This window comes from Methylobacterium sp. 092160098-2 (assembly GCF_028920805.1).
GTDB classification, from domain to species: Bacteria; Pseudomonadota; Alphaproteobacteria; order Rhizobiales; family Beijerinckiaceae; genus Methylobacterium; species Methylobacterium fujisawaense.
The window spans coordinates 700,261-713,903 of the sequence record NZ_JAQPZJ010000002.1; the positions used below are offsets into that span (position 1 = coordinate 700,261).

General features: G+C 67.2%; 9 protein-coding genes and 4 pseudogenes. 7 read left to right on the forward strand and 6 right to left on the reverse strand.

From position 1 onward, the window contains the following. Positions 1 to 93: 93 nt before the first annotated feature. A complete protein-coding gene (locus tag PQI07_RS28790) occupies positions 94 to 1,470 on the reverse strand; it encodes a PepSY-associated TM helix domain-containing protein (RefSeq protein ID WP_274928352.1) in 1,377 nt (458 codons plus the stop codon). 672 nt (positions 1,471 to 2,142) lie between these two features. Between PQI07_RS28790 and PQI07_RS28795 the strand changes: the two genes are divergently transcribed. The 3 genes and pseudogenes from PQI07_RS28795 to PQI07_RS28805 all read left to right on the forward strand — a co-directional run. Continuing rightward, the gene (locus tag PQI07_RS28795) at positions 2,143 to 3,177 is read left to right on the forward strand and encodes an IS481 family transposase (protein ID WP_274928306.1); all 1,035 of its coding nucleotides are present in this window, start codon (positions 2,143 to 2,145) and stop codon (positions 3,175 to 3,177) included. A 168-nt stretch (positions 3,178 to 3,345) separates the two neighbouring features. After that, positions 3,346 to 3,879 (forward strand): annotated as a pseudogene (locus PQI07_RS28800) (IS630 family transposase); the annotation flags it as partial. Positions 3,880 to 3,945: 66 nt separating this feature from the next. Then, positions 3,946 to 4,725, forward strand: a pseudogene (locus PQI07_RS28805) (DDE-type integrase/transposase/recombinase); the annotation flags it as partial. 95 nt (positions 4,726 to 4,820) lie between these two features. On the opposite strand, the gene PQI07_RS28810 reads toward PQI07_RS28805, so the two are convergent. Continuing rightward, positions 4,821 to 6,050: an IS110 family RNA-guided transposase gene (locus PQI07_RS28810; protein WP_274928353.1), complete on the reverse strand. Its 1,230-nt coding sequence runs from the start codon at positions 6,048 to 6,050 to the stop codon at positions 4,821 to 4,823. A 260-nt stretch (positions 6,051 to 6,310) separates the two neighbouring features. Between PQI07_RS28810 and PQI07_RS28815 the strand changes: the two are divergent. Beyond that, positions 6,311 to 6,553 (forward strand): annotated as a pseudogene (locus tag PQI07_RS28815) (integrase core domain-containing protein); the annotation flags it as partial. A gap of 208 nt (positions 6,554 to 6,761) precedes the next feature. On the opposite strand, the gene PQI07_RS28820 reads toward PQI07_RS28815, so the two are convergent. Further along, positions 6,762 to 7,163 (reverse strand): heavy-metal resistance, encoded by a 402-nt coding sequence (locus PQI07_RS28820; RefSeq protein ID WP_274928354.1) that lies wholly within the window; start codon positions 7,161 to 7,163, stop codon positions 6,762 to 6,764. Between the two features lie 550 nt (positions 7,164 to 7,713). Here PQI07_RS28820 and PQI07_RS28825 point away from each other — a divergent pair. The 3 genes and pseudogenes from PQI07_RS28825 to PQI07_RS28835 all read left to right on the forward strand — a co-directional run bounded on the left by PQI07_RS28825 (position 7,714) and on the right by PQI07_RS28835 (position 10,190). After that, positions 7,714 to 7,959, forward strand: a complete 246-nt coding sequence (locus PQI07_RS28825; RefSeq protein ID WP_274928355.1) for an HP1242/YdcH family protein — start codon at positions 7,714 to 7,716, stop codon at positions 7,957 to 7,959. Positions 7,960 to 8,030: 71 nt separating this feature from the next. Next, positions 8,031 to 9,077 (forward strand): polyphosphate kinase 2, encoded by a 1,047-nt coding sequence (gene ppk2, locus PQI07_RS28830; protein WP_274928356.1) that lies wholly within the window; start codon positions 8,031 to 8,033, stop codon positions 9,075 to 9,077. Between the two features lie 371 nt (positions 9,078 to 9,448). Beyond that, positions 9,449 to 10,190: pseudogene (locus PQI07_RS28835) on the forward strand (helix-turn-helix domain-containing protein). Between the two features lie 7 nt (positions 10,191 to 10,197). Here PQI07_RS28835 and PQI07_RS28840 read toward each other — a convergent pair. From PQI07_RS28840 to hemN, 3 genes are all read right to left on the reverse strand, one after another. Further along, positions 10,198 to 10,524, reverse strand: coding sequence for a c-type cytochrome (locus PQI07_RS28840; RefSeq protein WP_274928357.1), 327 nt, complete (start codon positions 10,522 to 10,524; stop codon positions 10,198 to 10,200). Next, on the reverse strand, positions 10,524 to 11,333 hold the full coding sequence (locus PQI07_RS28845; RefSeq protein WP_274928358.1) for a universal stress protein: 810 nt from the start codon (positions 11,331 to 11,333) through the stop codon (positions 10,524 to 10,526). The genes PQI07_RS28840 and PQI07_RS28845 overlap by 1 nt, the downstream gene beginning before the upstream one ends. A 679-nt stretch (positions 11,334 to 12,012) precedes the next feature. Then, a complete protein-coding gene (gene hemN, locus PQI07_RS28850; protein WP_274928359.1) occupies positions 12,013 to 13,365 on the reverse strand; it encodes an oxygen-independent coproporphyrinogen III oxidase in 1,353 nt (450 codons plus the stop codon). Positions 13,366 to 13,643 lie beyond the last annotated feature (278 nt).

The following is a 13,643-nucleotide window of genomic DNA, read 5'->3' on the forward strand; positions in this document are numbered from 1 at the left end:
TCGAGGGGCGGCAAGCGGATGCGACCGCTGCGACCGGGAATGGGGATTGGGAAAGGGACGCGGCCGGGGCGCATTCGTCCCAGACCCGACGGATCAGGGCGCCAAGCGCGGTCGCAGGACCTGGATGGCGAGGTCGACGACGATCATGCCGACGATGGCGAGCCCGGTCAGCGGGAAGAGAGCGCCGAGACCAAGCACGATCGCCGTCACCGTGGCGGCGACGCGCCGGTTGCGCGGCCAGGGCGGGACGCCGAGGCGACCGGCGGGCCGCCGCTTCCACCACATCACCGCAGCCGTGACCGACAGCAGGATGGTGGCGAGGCAGAAGGCGAGCATCGCGAGCTGGTTGGCACGACCCCAGTGCTCGCCCTTGTGGATGCCGATGCCATACTGGATGGCCCAGGCCACCCCGCCGAGGTCACCGAAGCGTACGTCGACGAGCGGCTTGCCGGTGTACTGGTCGAGGGAGATCATCCGCTGCGCGGTCACGTCTTTGGGGTAGGCCGCCGCCGCGTAGACGCCGGTCTCGCCAACCGGCAGGGAGATCTCGAAGCCGCGCGGCATCCCGAGACCACGGAGAATCTCGACGGCACGTGCGAGGCCGATGGCAACGGTCGCGCTCGGCTGCGAGACCGGCACCGGCGCGTCTTCCATCGCCCACCCGGTGGTGGTGAGCATCTCCTGCATCGGCACGTTCGAAACGGGCTTGTTCGCCCACAACGCGCGCGGCTGGCCGACGCCGGCCTCGTTGGACAGGATGCGGACCTGCTGGCCCCACCAGACCGACCAGGGCAAACCGGTCGCGGCGAGGAAGAACAGGCCGGCGCCCGCGACCAGACCCGTGACCGCGTGGAGATCGCGCCACCAGACACGCTTGCGCGGCGTGCCGCGGACACTGACGACGCCGCCGGTCTGCTGGCGCGGCCACCAGAGATATGTGCCGGTAATCACGAGGATAATGGCGAACCCGGCCACAACCTCGACGACGCCGTTCGCGACCGTGCCGAAATAGGCGAGGCTGTGCAGGCGTCGCACGACCATCATGAACTCGCCGTCGCGGTCGACGCGGTCGAGCACGTCGCCGTTGTAGGGGTTCAGGTAGACGAGGGTCCTGCGCGGCCCCTCGGCCATCGTCACCACGGCCGCGGCGGCCGGATCGGCGGGGTCGGCCAACGACACCGGCACCGCGGTCGGCACGGCTTCCGTGGCGTTGAAGAGCAGGACGTCCGGGCTGAGGGGGCGGCTCGCCTGGGACGTCACCGTCGTCCGGTAGGCGAACAGGGTGCCGTTGATCTCGTCCTTGAAGAGGTAGAGCGAGCCGGTGACGGAGAGCAGGATCAGGAAGGGCAGGCAGAGCAGGCCGGCGTAGAAGTGCCAGCGCCAGACGGCGCGGTAGACGGCGTCCTGCGCCGGGCGCGCGACAGCAACGGCGGCGAACGCCGTCGCGTCGCCATGGAGAGACTGTGACATGGGTGAGGCCCGGGTCTGAGCGATCTTGGAAGCGGATCGATCAGGCGGCCGGCGGACCTCGTGGACTGACGGAGTGGTCGGGGGGGGCACGCGCCTGAGCCGAACCGATGTCGCGCCACGGGGCGGAAGCCACCTCGACAGGGGACCAAGCTACCATCGCGGACGTCGAGAGCAGGGGATGAAGCAACTGCGCGGCCTGCGCCGCCGTGCAACAGGCGTGTTGGTGACAGGACGTCCCTTGATCGCCGGGTGCGCTCGTATCGCCATGTTCGGCGCAGATGACTCCGCCGACCGGAGCTGACGGCAGAGGGACGAGACCGCCCAGGAATGCCTGCAGCACGAGCGCATAGAGCGCGATCACCCCAATGATCGCGCGGCCTTGGACCTTCCGAGGCAGGCACCCACGCATTCGTCCACTTACGGTTCGGCGGAACGCCGGGTCAATCCGTCAACGGGTTCTTACCAGCCGTTTCGTCGCGAATTTCGGGAGGCGTGGCGGCGCCGCCCTACCACGGGATGCTCGATCGAAGCCAAAGAAGCTGATGTATTGTGTGCGGTAGTCAGGACTTGATCTGACAGCCGGTGTCATTGAGCTGAAGCGAGAGCCGAGGCCGGGCGCGGAGTGGTCGGGGTGCGCAGCGCCCGGCCTCGGCGTTTTCGAGGACACTGACCATGACGAGGGAACAGAAGGTCATCCGCGGCAAGGTGGGCCTGCTAGAGCTGGCCAAGCAGCTCGGCAATGTCAGCCAAGCCTGCAAGATGATGGGCTACTCGCGCGACAGCTTCTACCGGTTCCGAGAGCTCTACGACACGGGCGGCGAGGTCGCCCTGCAGGAGTTGAGTCGGCGCAAGCCGCTTCTGGCCAACCGCACCGCGCCCGAGGTCGAGGCGCTGATCGTAGAGCTCGCCCTGGAGCAACCGGCCTACGGGCAGATCCGCGTGGCCAATGAGGTCCGCAAGCGCGGGCATTCCATCTCACCGGCGGGCGTGCGCGGCGTCTGGCAGCGCCACGACCTGGAGACCATGAAGAAGCGGCTGAAGGCTCTGGAGGCCAAGGTCGCGCAGGAGGGGCTGGTGCTCACGGAAGGCCAACTCGCGGCGCTGGAGAAGGCCAAGGCCGAGAAGGAGACGCACGGCGAGTTCGAGAGCGAGTGCCCCGGCTACTGCGGCGCGCAGGACACCTTCTACGTCGGCACCATGAAGGGGGTTGGGCGGATCTACCAGCAGACCTTCATCGACACCTACGCCAAGGTGGCGTTCGCCAAGCTCTACGACCGCAAGACGGCCCTCACGGCGGCCGACCTGCTCAACGACCGCGTGGTGCCATTCTTCGACGCTCAGGAGGTCAAGCTGTGCCGGGTGTTGACCGACCGCGGTACCGAGTACTGCGGCAACCCCGAGCACCACGAGTATGAGCTCTACCTCGCGGTCGAGGACGTGGACCATTCCCGGACCAAGGCCAAGAACCCGCAGACGAACGGCATCGTCGAGCGCTTCCACAAGACGGTGCTGAACGAGTTCTACCGCGTCACCTTCCGCAAGAAGATCTACGGTTCGTTGACCGAGCTGCAGGCAGACCTGGATGCCTGGATCCAGAGCTACAATGAGGAGCGACCGCATCAGGGCCGCTGGTGCTTCGGCAAGACGCCGATGCGGACCTTCCTTGACGCCGTCCCGCTGGCCCAGGAGAAGATGATCGCCGCCTGAGCACCATCAGGCAGTCGAGACCGACCACCTCCGGACATCGCCTGTCAGATCGAGTACCAGCTACTACATATTGTGACACTACAGCGTGCTTGAGCTGTAGACCACGCTTCATCTTCGTGACGTTGAGCGACATGCTTAGATGCCGGTAGAGGGGGCCATCCACCCCATCAGATCCAGGCGCTGGAGCGGACCCGCCCCGACCGTCCGCTCGCCCCCGGCCATCCCGCCGCCCAGACCCACGACTATATCCGTCACGGCACCACGACGCTGTTTGCAGCCCTCGACGTCCTGGCGGGCACCGTGCTCGGCCGCTGCATGCAGCGCCACCGGAATGGTGAGTTCATCCGGTTCCTCAACGCCGTCGAGGTTGCTGTCCCGTCCGGCAAGGCGATCCACGCGATCCTCGACAACGTCGCCACCCACAAACATCCGAAGGTGCGCGCCTGGCTCGCCCGGCACCCGCGCTGGACGTTCCACTTCACCCCGACTTCGGCCTCGTGGCTCAACGCGGTCGAGGGCTTCTTCTCAGCGCTAACCCGTCGTCGGCTGCGGCGAGGCTCCTTCACCGGCGTCGTCGATCTGCAGGCGACCATCAAACGCTACATCGCCGAGCACAACCAGCGCGCCAGACCTTTCGTCTGGACAAAGCCCGCCACCGATATCCTCGCAGCCGTCAGCCAATCCCCTGAACCATCCGTCTGAGTCAGTGCACTGGTGTTTGGTCCCGCTGTGTAGTGGTACGACTGATGCCGCATGGAGGGACGCGTTATGGGACAGGTTCTCCACGGCAGCGCCACGACGACTGAGACGGTCCGTCGGGCAATCCAAGCTCGTCAAGAGAGCGTAAGGGCCGCTGCCAAGCGCTACGGCATCAGCGCCACGACCGTGCAGAAGTGGCGCTCACGCCAGACCAGCATGGATGCGCGGATGGGGCCAAAGGAGCCCCGCTCCAGCGTGCTCAGCCTGGAGGACGAGGCGGTGATCGTCGCCTTCCGACGGCATACCCTGCTGCCGCTCGACGACTGCCTCTACGCGCTGCAGCCGAGCCTGCCGCATCTGACCCGCTCGTCGCTGCATCGCTGCCTGCAGCGTCACGGCATCAGCCGCCTGCCGGATGTTGACCGCGACAAGCCCAAGCGCTCGCGCTTCAAGGCCTACCCAATCGGCTACTTCCACATCGACATCGCGCAAGTCAGCACCGAACAGGGCAAGCTACACCTGTTCGTGGCCATCGACCGCACGAGCAAGTTTGCCTTCGTTCAACTGCATGAGAAGGCAACACAGCGGATCGCGGCAGCCTTTCTCCACGATCTGGTCGCCGCCGTGCCGCACACGATCCACACGGTGCTGACGGATAATGGCATCCAGTTCGCCGACAATCATCCGGTGGACGAGGAGGCCGAGGCCAAGGCGGTTGCCTACTGGGCGACCCAGGATCGGCCGCGCATCTACCGCTGGCACTCGTTCGATTGGGCCTGCGAGCAGACCAAGATCGAGCATCGCCTGACCAAGCCGCGCTGCCCGTGGACGACTGATGTAATCGACAAGAGCTTTCTTCGTGGATCTGCGCTATTCTCGGCTGGTGCACGGGCGACCGCGTGGCGAAGAGCAGGGCGTGAGGTGGGAGCCCTGCCGCGCAGCCTCTATCGTCGCACCTCAGTTGCGGCGCCCGTGCGCACCTTCTTCGGCCCTTGCGGGTTCCAGCCCGTCACGAAGCGGGCGTAGGCAGTCTCCGCCTGTTCAACCCAGCGCCGCTCCTCATCGCGGTGGCTCTTGCTATTGTATGCGTGAGCTGCGCCCTTCTGACCGCGAGCCGCCTTGTAGCCGGCCTTCAGCTCAAGATCGCGAAGCTTCTTCGCATGAAGCGAGGGGCGGGCCCAAACGTAGCTCTCGCCTTTGCTCAGAAGGTGCCAGATTACGACCGCAAGTTTGCGGGCGGTTGCAACAGCGGCCACGTGCTGGCCGCGTCGTGCCCTGACCCGCAGGAAAAAGGCCCGGAGTGGGCCTGGAGCGCGGGCTGCAGCCCAGGCCGCCTCGACCAACATACCGCGGGCATGACCGCGACCCTGCTTGGTAATCCTGCCGTGTTGCGCCGGCCCCGGTCCTGATTGCCGCACGCTCGGGTTCAGGCCGAGGTAGCTGACAAGTTTCTGCGGTTCGTCGAAGCGGGTCACCTCGCCGATGGCCGCCGTCAACGCGAGCGCCACCACCATGTCGATGCCGGGGACCGTCATCAGCCGCTTGACGCCTTCGTCGGCCAGAGCTGAGCGGGCGAGATCGCGCTCGATGACCTTCAAGTCCTCGCCAAGCCGGTCGAACTCGCGCAGGTGCCGCTCGATCGCGAGCCGCTCGTCCTCTGGCACGACCTGTTCGACGAGCCAGGCCCGGCCCTTGGCTCCGCAGAGATCAGCGTGGGGACAGGCCGGGATCAAGTGGCTGTGCAAGATCGACTGGATGATGTTCTTCAGCCGGGATCGCTGCCGGACGATCTGGTTGCGGCGGGTGACCTGCCGGCGCAGCGCCTGGGTCGGCTCGTCTGGAACCCACACCTCCGGCAGGAACCCGCTCGCGTAGAGCTGCGCCAGCACACCAGCGTCGATCGTGTCGGTCTTGATCTTGGCATGTGCGATCATCCGCACCTGCATCGGGTTGGCGATTGCCACCTTCTTCACGTGCGGCGCGAGAACCGCCACAACGGCCGCGGCATTACCAGTGGCCTCGACGACCACGACGTCGTCCGCCGAGAGTTGCTCAGCGAAGGCGCTCAGGAGGTCGCGACGCATGTCGACGCGGCCCAGTCGCCTCAACTTGCCATCGTCCCACGCCACCGCTTCCGCGAAGGCGCGATGAATATCGAGTCCGATGATCCGCATGCCCACTCCCCATTCTGGTTTGTCGACAAAAACGGGAGCTGGCGGGCAACACGACACCTACTGATCCGCGCTCGCAGCGCATCCGGGAAAGTCGCAAGGGGCGGCCATGTAACGAGTTCGGGCTCTCAGCCCACTGTCTATCGACGGCCTGCCCGCACCTTCGTGCTCCCGGTGCCCCGCGTCCCAGATGGGCTCACCATAATACCGTTCTCTGAGGAGAACAGCGGGACGAGAAGGCACCGCGAGGGTACATACCGGATAATGGTCAAGTCGAGCGGATGAACCGAACCATCAAGGACGCCACGGTCAAGCGCTACCATTACGCCAGCCATGACGAGCTCCGGCAGCACCTGCAGCTGTTCGTGGATGCCTACAACTACGGCCGCCGGCTCAAGACTCTGCGCGGCCTCACGCCCTACGAGTTCATCTGCCAGACCTGGACGAAAGAGCCCGAACGCTTCAGGCTCGATCCGTCACACCACATGCCGGGACCGAACATCTAGGCTTCTCCGTCACGCCTATTCGTAAAACTGCTGCCAGCCAACACGCAACCACGTCGTCTCGATCTCGGCGAGCAGGGGTTCCCCCGCCCCGACCTTGAAGCCTCCGTGAGACGACGGTCGGCGTGATCGGGCACCCCCCAACGCCCGTCAGGCCCTGAGTCATGCGGGTCCAGTCGAGCGGCATTCCGAACCGCAGGGTGGCCACTGCTCAGGCAGCGTGGAGCGCGTCGAGGCGCGCGGCATTCGGGCAGAATTCGGAATAGGTGCGCGCCGCCGTCCCAGCCCGGAGCTCGCGGGTGCAGCGGCTGCGCTCCGCGCAGGTGAGGCAGGCGGCTTCCAGCTCCCGCATGGCCTCAGGCCCGTGCTGCCGGATCGCCTCGGGATCGAGCTGGAGGCCGCGCATCAGCGCCGTGAGGCTGCGGACCCGCGCGGGCGCGTCCGGGCTCATGGGCGCGGCAGGGGGCGCACGGGATTCTAGCAGCGTGTCCATCATCTCCCTGTCGACGTCCCTGATTTCCCGAGCCGCCGTGAGCAGGCAACCCCATGCGTGCATCGCGGCGGCGATGCCGAACGGGTCGAACGGGTCGGTTTTGACGGTCGGTGCGGACATGGTGGCCTCCTGAACAGCTTCCGGGTACCGCGCTGCTGCGGGTCCCTCCGCGACTGAGTGCGAACCCGAGTCCATGCTCCGGGCGATCACGACAGACCTCACGACCGCAGTGACCAAGCGTGCGATCGCCGGGACGACGCTTTCGGCATCCCCGGACCAGTCCTCCCGTCGAGAGAGGCTTCACCCGAGCCAAGTCTCCTCGAACGAACGTGTGCGACCGACGCTCTCTGACCATCTCACTGGGTCAGGTTCGAGGTGGACCTGCGCTCGTTAGACGGGAAGAGGCCCAGACGGTCCTTGATCCCGATCAAAGTCCGCTCGGTCCCTGCCGTAACTGAACCCGCCTGCGGTCGCTTTCGAGGACTAGGGGGGCGCCCTTACGAGCGTTCGCCGGGTCAGCATCAGGTTCTCAACGTAGCCCCGGCGCCTTGCGCTGGATCAAGGTAGGGGTCGCCCTCCTTGACCAAGTTGCCTTCCGCCGGACCGGAAACCGCCCGCTACCGTCGTCGCGAGCCCCTTGCCGGCCTAGTCCCAGCCTGAGGAGCTTCGCATGTCCCACGTGCCCCACGATCTCGCCGCGGAGTTTCCGGGCCTGGCCGGCCGTATCCATGCGCTGAAGCAGGCCGACGGCCGGTTCGCCGAGTTGGTCGAGCGCTACCACGTGGTGAACCGCGCCCTGCATCGCATGGAAGAGCGCATAGAGTCCGTCTCCGAGGAGACCGAGCGGGCCTCGCGGCTGGAGCGGTTGCACCTCAAGGACGAGATCGCGCGGGCGCTCGCGGCCGAGGCCGCCTGAGGAACGAGGCGGGTCGTCGATTGCCGATAGGGCATAGGGTGCTCGACGCGAACGGTGGATGGCGAGGTCACATGACGGGTGCATCGACGCAGCGGACCACCCTGATCGAGCCCGACCCGTCCGCAATCCCGGAGGCTGATACGGCCTCGTCCCAGGCGGCGGATCCCGTGCCGCCGCATGGGCGGCGGGTGCCTGGCGCAAGCGACGCGGGTGCCGATGCGGAAGGCCTGCCGGGCTCGGCGCGAACCACCTTTGCCGAGCACCACGAACCCGAAGCCATCCGCCGGGCCTTCGAGACGGGCGAGTACCCTTACAGGACGCGCCTGTCCGAGACGGCCTACCTGACGCACGTGCTGCCGCTGCAGATCGAGCTCCTGAAGCTGCAGAGTTGGGTGAAGCAGACCGGCGAGAAGGTCGTCGTGCTCTTCGAAGGGCGCGACGCCGCGGGCAAGGGCGGAACGATCAAGCGCTTCATGGAGCACCTCAACCCGCGTGGGGCGCGGGTTGTCGCCTTGGAGAAGCCGGACGAGCGGGAACGGACGCAGTGGTACTTTCAGCGCTACATCCAGCAACTGCCCGCCGCCGGCGAGATCGTGTTCTTCGACCGCTCTTGGTACAACGGCGCCGGCGTCGAACGCGTGATGGGGTTCTGCAGCGCGCACGAGTACCTGGAGTTCATGCGGCAGGCCCCCGAGCTTGAACGCATGCTCGTCCGCTCCGGCATCCGCCTCGTCAAGTTCTGGTTCTCGGTGACGCGGGAGGAACAGCTGCGCCGCTTCAAGGCCCGCGAGCGCGACCCGCTAAAGCACTGGAAGCTGTCGCCTATCGACCGGGCCTCCCTCGACAAGCGGGACGCCTACACTGAGGCCAAGGAGGCGATGTTCTTCTACACGGACACCGCGGACGCGCCCTGGACTGTGATGAAATCCGACGACAAGCGGCGGGCGCGGTTGAACGCGATGCAGTTCTTCCTGGCCTCGACGCCCTATCCGGACCGCGACCTGCACCTCGTGCACGGGCCCGATCCGCTCGTCGTCGGCTCGACGACGGCCGTCCTCGGTCAGCATGCCGGCCTGCTCGACCAGGCCGTGCACCCGGACATGAGGCGCGGCGGCTGACAGCTGTGAGAGACCGCCTGCCGGTGGCTCCGGCAGGCCTGCGAATCACCACCCGTCTCGTCGTTTCACCTTGCCCGACCCGCTCAGCGCGCGGCCTCGCGTTCGGCCGCGGCCATCAAAGCGGCCACGCGCGGGTGGCTGCGCCGTTCGGCACAAAGGGCTTCGCGAGAGAATCCGCATCATCGGCAGTGTTGGCGCCATCGGCCTCGGCTGCAAGACATACGGGCGAAATAGACATGTCAAAGACTAAGTCCTCGTGCCGCGTGCTGCTCTTGCGCTGAGTCAATGCAAAGCTTGTCCCGTGGCCCATCCTCGCCGCTACGGGAAACGACGGGGATGATCCTGGGAAGCCCAGCCTAACGCGAGGCGGCATGCTGGGCGATCCGGGCTCGTGCGAGAAAATCTCTCACTCTTGCCGACACGGGCGGTCAGAGAATGGTTGCGCCGACTGCAAGGTGCGCCTGATCAGAGTCTGCTCGGTGCAGGAACTAAACGAATTGGAGGAGTTGGAAGCGCTGAGCCAGCACCTCACCCTCGACAAGGGCCAGACACTGTACGATCAGGACGAGCCTACAGGCTTTGTCTTCAACGTCATCGAGGGAGCCTTGCGCCTCACCCGCCTGCTCCCGGACGGCCGGCGCCAAGTGATGGGCTTCGCCCTGCCGGGCGACTTCCTCGGACTCGCCCTGCAGGATCGCTACTCAGTGTCGGCCGAGACGCTCTGACCGGTGACCACCTGTCGCTTCGGGCGCGTCGACTCCGCCACCCTGGTCGAGGCCAAGCCGCACCTGCTCAGGAGCCTGCACGAGCGGGCCGGATACGAGCTGACGCTCGCGCAGGAGCAGATGCTCCTCTTCGGGCGCCGCACGGCCGAGGAGAAGGTCGCCGCCTTTCTGCTGACCCTGCGGGATCGACTACGCGCGGACCGGCCACTCTTCCGTCACGGTGGAGCTGCCGATGGGCCGCCAGGACATGGCCGACCACCTTGGGCTGACCATCGAGACGGTCAGCCGCATGCTGTCGGGCCTCGATCGGGCGCACGCCATCCTGCTTGTGCCTGGCGGCGTGCGCCTCCTCGGTCTCCTTAGGCTGGAGCAGATGGCGGCTAGTTGACGCCGCCTCACAGCTCAAGCGCCTTGAGGTGGGCGATCAGCCCCTCCGCCTGATCCGGCTCGAAGCGAAACTCGGGCATGGTCGGGTGTCCCGTGCGGATGCACTCGGTCAGCGCCTCCGCGAGGTTCTCGACCGGGTAGCGCTCGTGCAGGGTGCGGAACGGCGGCGCTTGCCGCAGCGGGCTCGGCCCCGTCCGGTCGACGGCGTCGCAGCGGGCGCATTCCGTACGCGCCAGGGCTCGACCGCGCTCGACCCTCGCCTCCCAGGCGACGGCCGGGACCGCCGCGAGGCACAGCAGGAGCCCCGTAGCCGCGAGGGTAGATGCCGCGCTCATCAGTGGCTCATCAGGCAACAGAGGGACGAGCTCCGCAGGATGTCCCGGGTCACGCCGCCGAACAGCCACTCCTGAAGTCGGGAGTGACCGTAGCCGCCCATCACGATCAAGTCAGCGTCCTCGCGGCGCGCGAAGCGGAGGATCGCGTCAGCGACTTCGCCGGCCGGCGCATCGAGCAGGTTTGTGGTGACGTGCGCGCCGTGGCGGCACAGCAGGTCGGAAACTTCTTCGGCGCCCTCGAAGCGCGCCTCGCTGGCCGCCGTAACGAACACCTTGTCCGCGCGCCCGATGAAGGGAAGTGCGGCAGAGACCGCGCGACGTGCTTCGGGCACGTCCTTCCAGGCGATGACGATGCGGGCAGCGTTGAGGCGGTCGACCTCCGGCGGCACGACCAGCACCGGACGCCCCATCTCCATCAGCACTGCACCCGGGTCGGGCATCATCGCGTCGTGTGCCGCATGCGGGGCGCCGCGTCCGACAACGATCAGGTCGGCGCCCCTGCCCTGTCGGACGAGGAAGGCTTCCGCTCCAGCCTCGCCCGCCCGCCAGCCGGTGCGGATGTCGGTTCCGGCTCCTGCCTGGAATAAGTCCCTGGCCAGCGCGAGTTCGTCGGCCAGCTTGGCCCGTTCCGCGTCGTAGGCGGCCTGCGCCTCGCCGATATCGGCAGTGGGACCTGGGCTCGGCAGCTTGCGGGCGGCGACGCCGGTGAGGGTGGCCTCGAACCGGCACGCGAGGTCCGCTGCGAGACGGACGCGGCGGGTGGCCGCCTCGCCGGTGTCGAGGGCGACCATGATGCTGGCGATGGACATTGAGCGGCTCCGGCTCGGGAAGGAAGATCCGTAGAGGCTGCTTCGCCGGACCGCCTCGGATCGTCCTTGATCCAGCGCAAAACCAACTGGCTCCCCACGCCGAGCGTCACAGGTCCCCAGGCCGGGGAGCCCCTCCCGGACGATGGTGCCGGAGCCCGCATGCCCGGCGCATGATCCACTTCCCGGGCTCCAGACCGGGGCACCAGAGCGGCGTGGCTGGTCATGCGCCCGAGAGTGCTCCGCGATGGTTGGTACGGCCGCGCCGCCGACTCGGCCAACCTCTCGTCCGGCGGAACATCCTTGATCCAGAGCAAGGGCCAGCTTCCTACCAAGGCGCGCGAATAGGTGCCCAGCACGGCCGCGCTCCATCCGGGCCTGTTCACCTCCATACCGCCCATTCGCCGAGAATCGGTGCGGGCGCAGCTGCTGAGGAGCGCGCAAACCCACGCGGCGGTCTCGGACCTACTCGCCGAGAAAGCCTACAACCTAGATCCGACCTGTACGCGGCCGTCCCTGCGGCTCCTCCGGCAGATGGTGCGCGACCATCGCATCAAGGCCATGCTCCTGCAGGCGCAGGCCGCAGCCATCGGATACGGGACCACGCCGGATTGTGGGCCAGGGCGGCACGGGGCGAACCTGAGAACCGCCCGCCGCCGCTCCGCCGCGTGTTCCCCTCCGTTCAGGCGGCGCGACTGTGCACGGTGGCGGAGGTCCCGAGATGCGCGTCGAAGGTGGCCGCGACGTTCCGCACGAAGATCCTGGCCTCCTCCGGAATGACAAGGGCTTCGCCGTCCCGGATGACGAGCCCGTCCATGACGAGCGCCGGCAGCCGCGCGAGCGTCGCGAGAAAGGCTTCCAGGTTGCGGCCGTGGGCGCGGCACACCGCACCGACATCGACGGCGAAATCGCACATGACCCGCTCGATCAGATCCGCCCGAAGCCGGTCATCCGGCGTCAGCGCGTAGCCCTTCACCGTGGGAAGGTCACCGCGGCCGACGCGTTCCGCATAGGCCTGTAGCGCAGGCGCGTTCTGGACGTAGCCCTGCGGAACCCGTCCGATGGCTGAGGCGCCCAATCCGATCAGCGAGTCGCAAGGGTCCGTCGTGTAGCCCTGGAAGTTCCGCCGTAGCCGACCTTCCGCCTGTGCGATCTCCAGCGCGTCGTCCGGCAGAGCGTAGTGGTCGAGGCCGATCCGCCGGTACCCGGCGGCGACAAGCGTCGCGGCGATGGCCTCGGCCTGCGCACGGCGCGCGTGCCCGTCCGGCAGGGTGGCCTCGTCGATGTGGTGCTGGTGCTTCTTGAAGGCGGGCACGTGGGCGTAGCCGAACACCGCGAAGCGGTCGGGACGCAGCTCCAGACATTGCCGTACCGTGTCGACGCACGACTCCACCGTCTGGTGCGGCAGCCCGTAGATCAAGTCGAGATTGATCCCGCGCACGCCCGCGGCCCTAAGGCCGACGATCGCCGCAGCGGTGACGTCGAGGCCCTGCCGGCGGCGGATCGCCTCTTGGACCAAGGGATCGAAGCTCTGGACGCCGAGGCTCGCGCGCGTGACGCCGGCTTGGCCGAGCGCGTCGGTCATCGCGGGCACGAGGGTTCGCGGATCGATCTCGATGGCAAGCTCGGCGATTGAGTCGAAGGGGAACCAGGCACGCAGGGCCGCGACGAGGCGGATGAATGCCTCCGGGGCCATGACGGTGGGGGTGCCGCCCCCGAAATGGACGTGGCGCACCAGAGGCGGGTCCTCGAACCGCGCCGCGACCAGCCCGATCTCGCGTCCGAGGAGGTCGATGTAGTCGGCGATCGGTGCGTTGTGCCGGGTGATGCTGGTGTGGCAGCCGCAGTACCAGCACATCGACCGACAGAACGGGACGTGCAGGTAGAGGGACGCCGTGGTGCTGGCGGGCAGGGACCTCAACCACGACGCGTAGCGGTCGGCACCGATCTCGGCGGAGAAGTGGGGACTTGGAGGATAACTCGTGTAGCGGGGCAGCCGCTCCTCGCCGTAGAACGCCCTCAGATCCTCCCGCATGCCGATGTCGCTCCCATTTCGCCAGTCCGCCTCAGGGGCCGGAGCCTTAGTCCGAGATGCCCTTCCGACAGGAACGGTGCCTTGATGTGGCTCAAGGGCGGAATCGCTTTGATCCAGCTCATAGCCCTGACGCGTCGCGGAGAGCATGGCGGCCTCTGTGGGTGTCGCCTAAGTCTGTTGCGGCGGCCTGCTCGGTTTGAGAGAGGTCGCTAGGTGCCGAGAGTGCTTCAGATCGACAACGGTCAGTTCGCCATCGTCGAGGGCGACCTGTGGTGGCC